Source organism: Mycobacterium sp. E3298, from assembly GCF_001666895.1.
GTDB lineage: Bacteria > Actinomycetota > Actinomycetes > Mycobacteriales > Mycobacteriaceae > Mycobacterium.
The window spans coordinates 1-793 of record NZ_LZJB01000292.1; the positions used below are offsets into that span (position 1 = coordinate 1).

The window sequence follows — 793 nt, forward strand, 5'->3', positions numbered from 1 at the left end:
CCCGTTCGGCGCGAAATTCGTCACCGGCGACCAGGGCCTGGGCCACGTCGTCGTGCCGGCGACGGACCCGAACGGGCTGTTCGACTTCTACACCGAGGTGCTGGGTTTCCGCGCCCGCGGCGCGTTCCGGGTGCCGCTGCCGAAAGAGTTTGGGCCCGTTCGGGTCCGTCGCCGGCACGACGACGTGGCCCAGGCCCTGGTCGCCGGTGACGAATTTCGCGCCGAACGGGGTGACGACGGGGCTGTGGTCGAGCACCGCACCGTGGAAGACCTCGAGCGTGGTGCCCGCCGGGTCCTCGAAGGTGATGACCTCTTCCACGCGGCGGGCCTCGGCCTCGTCGGCGGACAATTGCTTGAACGGGGTCCCTGCGGCGTCCAGGGTCGCCTTGACCCGTTGCAGCGCCGGGCGGTCACGCACCTCCCAGCCGACCGTCAGCACCCGGTCGGTCTCACCGGGCACCACGATGAGCCGGGCGGCGCGCTCGTCCATCCGCAGGTAGAGCGCCTCGGGGTCGGGACCATTCCCCTCGGCGAAACCCAGGACACCGAAGGCGAATTGCCGCCAGCGGTCGATGTCGTTCGTCGAAATGGTGATGTAGCCCAGGCTTTTCAGGTCGGTCAACGTGCTCTCCTAGATCAAAGCCCGCAGGGGGCCCTCGGGCGGATCGACACCCAGCGAACTCAGTGCCGACGCGTGGTAGGTGGTTCCAGGCATGTGGATGGCGTGCAGCTGGCCGACATGGACGTCGCGCCAATACCGTTGCAGCGGCTTGTCCATGCGGGCCGCGTTGCC

The 793-nt window shown here is 68.9% G+C and carries 3 pseudogenes; 1 reads left to right on the top strand and 2 read right to left on the bottom strand.

From position 1 onward, the window contains the following. Positions 1 to 52: 52 nt before the first annotated feature. Positions 53 to 238 (top strand): annotated as a pseudogene (locus tag A9X05_RS32705) (hypothetical protein); the annotation flags it as partial. On the opposite strand, the pseudogene A9X05_RS13805 reads toward A9X05_RS32705, so the two are convergent. Together A9X05_RS13805 and A9X05_RS29720 are read right to left on the bottom strand one after the other, a co-directional pair. After that, positions 155 to 622, bottom strand: a pseudogene (locus A9X05_RS13805) (2,3-dihydroxybiphenyl 1,2-dioxygenase); the annotation flags it as partial. The pseudogenes A9X05_RS32705 and A9X05_RS13805 sit on opposite strands and share 84 nt — an antisense overlap. Positions 623 to 631: 9 nt before the next feature. After that, positions 632 to 793: pseudogene (locus A9X05_RS29720) on the bottom strand (hydroxylase); the annotation flags it as partial.